Raw genomic sequence first — 6,356 nt, 5'->3', positions numbered from 1 at the left:
GCGTTTTCTTGACGCTCGCTCCTTCGCAGGTTCAAGTCCCTGCGATGGGCCCATAACAAAAAAGCTCCCATTGCTGGGAGCTCTTTCAATCAATGGTGCGGGCGAAAGGACGTCCGCGTATCCGCTGCGCGGATCCGCACCGGCTTCGCCCGCCTGCCGGCGGACTCGCCAGCTCGCTAAAAACGCTCCGCGTTTTCTTGACGCTCGCTCCTTCGCAGGTTCAAGTCCCTGCGATGGGCCCATAACAAAAAAGCTCCCATTGCTGGGAGCTCTTTCAATCAATGGTGCGGGCGAAAGGACTTGAACCTTCATGGGGTTGCCCCCATACGGACCTGAACCGTACGCGTCTGCCAATTCCGCCACGCCCGCGTGCAGGAATTAGAATAACGGAGCGCCACCGTGAACGCAAGAACTATTTTTGAAAAAGTTTGCGGGCATTGTCCCACGCAGCTTGCGCAATTGCCTCTGCTTTCTCTCCAGTACGATCGACACGGTCGTTAACCAGCGCGTTTGCCGTGATGGAAATCATTGCCGGCTCACACTCAAGACCGCGAATGGGCTCCGGAGCCATATACGGGCAATCCGTCTCGAACAAAATTCGATCGAGCGGGGTTGACGCAAATGCCTCGCGCACATCATTGTTGCGCTTAAAGGTGGCCGCGCCGCCATAGGCGACATAGCAGCCCAAACCCACAAAGCGCTCCATCGTGGCTCGGTCCTCGCCAAAGCAGTGCAGTACGCAACCGGCCTGGGGCACGCCGACCTCGCGCAACACGTTGTACGCATCCACATGCGAGGAGCGCTCCCCATCCGCATCCTCGTGGCGCAGATGCAACTCCACCGGTACGTTACGACGCACAGCAACTTCGAGCTGACGTGCCATGCAGTCGATCTGCACGCTGTGGGGCGCCGGCGCGATGCCGTCGTCGTAATCCATGTGGTAGTCCAGACCGATCTCGCCGATACCGACGCATAAGGGATCATCAAGCGCAGCAACGACCTGTGCATGAATGTCATCGGTATAGTCCGGCGCACCATAGGGGTGCACACCGGCGAGATACTTTATCTGCGGAATATCCCGCATCGGCAAAATCTCGCGCACCAGCCAGTCGCTATAGTCCGTCACGCTGCGTTTGTCGGCAATGGGATCAAAAATCGTCACCAACAGGTCGACGCCTACAGCCTTGGCGCGCACAAGCGTCTCGGGTACTTCCTTGCCCCAAAACGAGAGCAGGTGCGCGTGCGTATCGGCAAGCGGCGCCAAGGGCACGGGGCAAGCAACCGTCTTCTTTTTCTTGGTAAACGTCACGCGCTCGTCATTAGGCATCATGGATTAGCTCCTGAGCCAGACGGACAAAATCGGCAACGCCAAGCGTCTCAGCGCGTGTGGTGGGCGCGATGCCGCAAGCCTCAAAGGCGGCATCGAGCACGTCCCTGGCAAAGCCGTTGGCGCTCATGGAATTGCGGATGGTCTTGCGACGCTGAGCAAACGCAGCGTCAATCACGCGGGCCACAAACTCGCGATCAAGCCCCTCGGGCGCTACGCCGTCAACACGGTCGATGCGCACGACGGCCGAATCCACATGTGGCGCCGGCATAAAGCAGCGCGGCGGCACCTCAAAGCGACCCGTCACCTGCGCATACAGGCCGAGCTTTGCCGTATAGCCGCCGTAGGTCTTGTTACCCGGCGTTGCGGCAATGCGATCGGCAACCTCCTTTTGAACCATGACGATGGCGCGCTTGAGCGCGGGCATCGTCTGGAAGAACTGCAGAATGATCGTTGCTGCCACGTTATAGGGCAAGTTCGCGACAAATACCGTCGGCTCACCGCCCGCGGCCTGCTCAATCTGCTCCGGGCACACCTTGAGCGCGTCGCCCATGATAAAGCGGAAGTTGGCATAGTCGGCGGCATGGGCATCGAGCACCGGCTCGAGCTCGGGATCGGCCTCAATCGACGTGACGCACGCCGCCTCCTGAAGCAGCGCAAGCGTGAGCGTTCCAACGCCCGGACCAACCTCGAGCACGCGCTCATCGCCCGCAAGTTCGGAAAGCTCGCAAATACGCTCGATCACATGGTTGTCGATCAGGAAGTTCTGGCCCAGGCGATGCTTGGTCGCAAGGCCAAACTCCTCCAGCAGCTCCCTTGTTGCCGTGGGGTTTGCCAAAGGCGAAGTTGTCATAGTTGCCTCCTTAGCATGGTGGCGGCGTCTTGAAACAAAAGGGCATGGACCGTTGCGGCCATGCCCTTACACCTAAACAGCAGATTGCCGATATGGCGCGCGGCGTCTTAACCCAAACGCGGGAACAGCGGCTCGCCCTTCTCGACGGGCTGACCACCGGCAAGCAAACCCCAAGCGCAAATGCCCTTGAGGTCGTCGCTCGCGGCCTCGTCCTCGCACGACAGGCGGCGCAGGGCCTCGGTAGAAGTCTGGGGCATGAGCGGCATCAGCAGGTGAGCGGCAATGCGGATGGCCTCGAGGAGGTTGTAGATCACAAACGCCAGCTCGTCGGCCTTGGCCTCGTCCTTGGCAAGTGCCCAGGGCTCGGAGTCCTCGATGTAGTGGTTGGCGGCGTGGATGAGCTCCATAACCTCGTCTTTGGCTCCACCGTAATCGAGCACGTCCATCTTGGCCATGTAGCGCTCGGCCAGGCCATCGGCGATCTTTGCCAGCGGGTTATCGAACGCATCGAACGATGCGGGCTTGGCGGGCGCGCAACCATCAAAGTACTTACCGCTCATGTTGAGCGAACGCGAGATGAGGTTGCCCCAGCTGTTAGCGAGATCGGCGTTGTAGACCTGCTCCATGCGATCGAAGCTGATAGCGCCGTCGGTGCCGGGGACCACGTCGGTCATAAAGTAGTAGCGATAACCCTCGACGCCCAGCATGTCGATAACATCCTGCGGGGCAATGGCGTTGCCACGGCTCTTGGACATCTTCTCGGCCTTGCCAGTCTCGGCATTGCGCACGGTCAGGAAGCCGTGAGCAAAGACGTGCTCGGGCAGAGCCTCGCCAATGGCCATGAGCATAGCGGGCCAAATGACGCAGTGAAAGCGAATGATGTCCTTGCCCACAATGTGGAACTGCGCAGGCCAGCGATAGGCCAGCTCGGCACGGGCCTCGTCGGTGTCGACACCGTAGCCGACAGCCGTCATGTAGTTGAGCAGCGCGTCGAACCACACATAGGTCACATGGCCCTCATCGAATGGAACCTGGATGCCCCAGTCAAAGCTCGTACGGCTCACGGAAAGGTCGTTGAGGCCGCCCTCGACAAAGCTACGCACCTCGTTCATGCGGAATGCAGGCTCGACGAAATCGGGATGCTCGTCATAGAGCTTGAGCAGCTTGTCCTGGAAAGCGGAAAGCTTGAAGAAGTAGGACTCCTCCTGCACGCGCTCGAGCGGACGATGACAGTCGGGGCACAGGTGCTGGCCGACGCTGCCGTATTCCTCGTCACCCTTCTGGACCTGCGTGTCGGTAAAGTAAGTCTCGTCGGGCACACAGTACCAACCGTCGTAGCTGCCCTTATACAGGTAGCCAGACTCCTTCATGCGCTCCCACAGATACTGCACCGCATGATGCTGGCGCGGCTCGGTGGTGCGGATGAAGTCGTCGTTGGAGATCTCGAGTTTGCTCCAAAGCTCCTTGAAGTGCGGAGCCTGGCTGTCGGTCCACTCCTGCGGCGTCATGCCATGCTTGGCTGCGGCCTCGGCGACCTTCTCGCCGTGCTCGTCCATGCCGGTCAGGAACTTGACGTTATAGCCGGCGGAGCGGCGATAGCGAGCCTGGACGTCGGCGATGATGGTGGAATAAGCCGTGCCCAGATGCGGATCGGCATTGACGTAGTAGATGGGCGTCGTGATAAAGAACGAAGGCTTGCTTTGATCCATGGGGTTTGTCCTCCAGAAAAACGTTGCATACAGGGGATGATTCTAACGCAAGGGCTGGATATCCTCCATCTATTGCATATTGAGCACCATGGCATAGACATCGCGCTTGCGGCGTGAATACTTCTGAGACAGGCGCTTGGCCACCGCAGAGGCGGGCTCCCCCTCCTCGAGCGCGACACGGATATCCGCGCGCAGGGCCTCATCGGGATCCGCTGCCGCTGCGCCAACCGGCACAATGCCGGTCTCCTCGTCTTCACTCGGTGGCGCAATGACCAGCGCAATCTCGCCCTTTACTTCGCCGCGAGCACGCAGCCCCTCGGCAAGCTGGGCGGCGGGCCCGCGCAAGACCTCCTCGTGCAGCTTGGTGAGTTCGCGGCAGACGGCAACCTCACGCTGGGGAAAGACCTCCGCCACGGCCTCGAGCGTCGCCACGATGCGATGTGGAGACTCGTAGAAGATGAGCGCGCCGGGCACCACGGCAAGGCGCTGCAAACGGCGTACGCGGTCGCCGTGCTTTCGGCCCAAAAAGCCCTCGAAGAAAAAATGCTCGCAGGGAATACCGGACGAAACGAGCGCCGTGACGCAAGCAGAGGGCCCGGGAATAACTTCGACGGGCACATCGGCCTCACGCGCCGCCTCGACCAGCGCCTGGCCGGGATCGGACACGCTCGGCATGCCGGCATCCGAGGCAAAAGCGAGGGTCTCCCCCGCCAGCAGGCGGTCAACCAGGCCGGCGGCGCGGCTGGCGATCACATTCTCGTCACAACGGACAAGCGGCTTGGAAATGCCCAGGTGCATCAGTAGCTTTGAGGTCACGCGCGTGTCCTCGCAGCAGATCGCATCGGCGGCGGCAAACGCCTCGCCAACGCGCGGAGACAGGTCGCCCAGGTTGCCGATGGGTGTTCCGACCACATAGAGTTTGCCCGTATGGGCGCTGTTTTGCGTCATATCAACCTATTCAATCATGCCGCGCTCGAGCGTACCGAGCGCCGCGCGGGCGTCCCATGCTGCGATGCGTTTCTCGGTCTTCCACGTTTGGAAGAACCAACCGGCAGCCGGCGCAAACGAAGCCAGCTGATTGGCGATAAACACGCGCTCGTAGGCATTGCGGCCCTCGGGCGTAACCGACGAGTTGGCAAAGATCGCCGCGCCCGACCATTCGCCCACCAGCACGGGGAACCCTGTCGAAATCGCTTCTTTAAGCTCGCGCTTGTTGCGGGAAATCGCCGTCGTCAGCCCGCGGGGGCTCGTGATGTCGAGCGCATGCTCGTCGCGGTAATGGTACAGGTGAAGGTCCATGTAGACGTTCTTGTACTTGGCGCCGCGCATAAAATGCTTCCACTCGCCGGGATGTCCCGACGACGAGAAGACGACGATCTTATCCTCGGGCATATACGAACGGACGAGCTCGTAGGCATCGCGATAGAAATTGCGCAGGTAGTGGGCCGGAATGCCATCCGTCATGGTAAAGAGACTCTTGCGGACACTCATTCGAGGTGCATCCAGCAGCTCAATGCCCAGAAGGCTTTCGGCTTCGCCGTAGCGATCGGCCAAACGCTCCAGCACGTCGAGCGCAACGTGACGACCGTTGGTGGACGAATGCCACTCGGCAACAGCCTCCGGCGTGGTGGGCGAATCGTTGGAATCGCCCTGGCCACCGGGCACAGTCGCTAGATCGAGCAGCACGCGAATGTCGTACTTGGCAGCCCACTCAATTGCACGGTCAATGTAGTCGATAACCGAAATGTAGGACGCATCGGACTCCTGCGAGCCAAAGGCATACCAGGGCACCGGCAAACGCACGGCATTGAGACCAATCTGCGCCATACGGCGAAAATCATCTTCGCTTACGAATGTCTCATAATGGCGACGCATGCGCTCGTTATAGGCAGCAGTGCCCATGGCTTCTTGCAGTTCCGCCGCATTGGACGCACCTGTCGCCGCGTACAGCGACGGGGTCACCCAAGGCTCGGGAATAAACCAGCCAGAGAGATTAACGCCGAGTATCCTCTCCATCACGGCCCCCTTCGAATCGTGCAGGGCGAACCCGCATCGTATTGCATAGGAAAAGTATCGTTTTGAGTATACCCGCGCACACGGACAGCCGATCGAACGGTCTGCAAAGTGGCGCAAAAGTAGGAGTAATGTCTGGGCGGGCACACCCGAGATGGTACGCCAAGATGTGCACGCACGCCGAAGGCAGGCGCCGGAAGGCGCATCCCGTTTTTTTGCTCAATAATGGAATGCATTTTCCGCCAGCAGGCCCAACCGGAAAGCATGTCCCGTAATTTCACGTCATTCCGGGTCGCATTTTCCCAAGCGCCCCTAAAGCGGAAAGCGCATCCCGCTCAGGATTGGGGACTGCGGACAAAAAGTTGGACCGTTGAGGTCCGGAACGGAGTCCGCATGGCATACAGTAGGAGAATGGTGGAGAGGGCCAGGGCGCTTCGCGGCGCCGGGCTCACCG

General features: G+C 60.3%; 5 protein-coding genes and 1 tRNA gene. All 6 read right to left on the bottom strand.

Annotation, left to right across the window (positions count from 1 at the left end; genetic code table 11):
- Positions 1 to 282: 282 nt before the first annotated feature.
- The 6 genes from ACTQWD_RS08540 to ACTQWD_RS08515 all read right to left on the bottom strand — a co-directional run bounded on the left by ACTQWD_RS08540 (position 283) and on the right by ACTQWD_RS08515 (position 5,905).
- Positions 283 to 369 (bottom strand) — tRNA-Leu (locus tag ACTQWD_RS08540).
- Positions 370 to 412: 43 nt separating this feature from the next.
- On the bottom strand, positions 413 to 1,330 hold the full coding sequence (locus ACTQWD_RS08535; RefSeq protein ID WP_441559741.1) for a TatD family hydrolase: 918 nt from the start codon (positions 1,328 to 1,330) through the stop codon (positions 413 to 415).
- On the bottom strand, positions 1,320 to 2,180 hold the full coding sequence (gene rsmA / locus ACTQWD_RS08530) for a 16S rRNA (adenine(1518)-N(6)/adenine(1519)-N(6))-dimethyltransferase RsmA (protein ID WP_441559740.1): 861 nt from the start codon (positions 2,178 to 2,180) through the stop codon (positions 1,320 to 1,322). Before rsmA ends, ACTQWD_RS08535 begins: the two co-directional genes overlap by 11 nt.
- A 107-nt stretch (positions 2,181 to 2,287) precedes the next feature.
- Positions 2,288 to 3,889, bottom strand: coding sequence for a methionine--tRNA ligase (gene metG / locus ACTQWD_RS08525; RefSeq protein WP_154517665.1), 1,602 nt, complete (start codon positions 3,887 to 3,889; stop codon positions 2,288 to 2,290).
- 69 nt (positions 3,890 to 3,958) lie between these two features.
- Positions 3,959 to 4,837 (bottom strand): 16S rRNA (cytidine(1402)-2'-O)-methyltransferase, encoded by an 879-nt coding sequence (gene rsmI / locus ACTQWD_RS08520; RefSeq protein WP_441044827.1) that lies wholly within the window; start codon positions 4,835 to 4,837, stop codon positions 3,959 to 3,961.
- Between the two features lie 6 nt (positions 4,838 to 4,843).
- The gene (locus tag ACTQWD_RS08515; RefSeq protein WP_427719073.1) at positions 4,844 to 5,905 is read right to left on the bottom strand and encodes a glycoside hydrolase family 5 protein; all 1,062 of its coding nucleotides are present in this window, start codon (positions 5,903 to 5,905) and stop codon (positions 4,844 to 4,846) included.
- Between the last annotated feature and the right edge of the window lie 451 nt (positions 5,906 to 6,356).

The organism is Collinsella sp. LCP19S3_B6, assembly GCF_052121815.1.
Taxonomy (GTDB): Bacteria; Actinomycetota; Coriobacteriia; order Coriobacteriales; family Coriobacteriaceae; genus Collinsella.
This window is presented reverse-complemented; position numbering and strand designations above follow the sequence as displayed.

What these genes read in the sequence shown, in the direction of transcription:
- ACTQWD_RS08535 (WP_441559741.1), bottom strand. Translation starts at nt 1,330, where the DNA reads ATGATGCCTAATGACGAGCGCGTGACGTTTACCAAGAAAAAGAAGACG.
- rsmA (WP_441559740.1), bottom strand. Translation starts at nt 2,180, where the DNA reads ATGACAACTTCGCCTTTGGCAAACCCCACGGCAACAAGGGAGCTGCTG.
- metG (WP_154517665.1), bottom strand. Translation starts at nt 3,889, where the DNA reads ATGGATCAAAGCAAGCCTTCGTTCTTTATCACGACGCCCATCTACTAC.
- rsmI (WP_441044827.1), bottom strand. Translation starts at nt 4,837, where the DNA reads ATGACGCAAAACAGCGCCCATACGGGCAAACTCTATGTGGTCGGAACA.
- ACTQWD_RS08515 (WP_427719073.1), bottom strand. Translation starts at nt 5,905, where the DNA reads ATGGAGAGGATACTCGGCGTTAATCTCTCTGGCTGGTTTATTCCCGAG.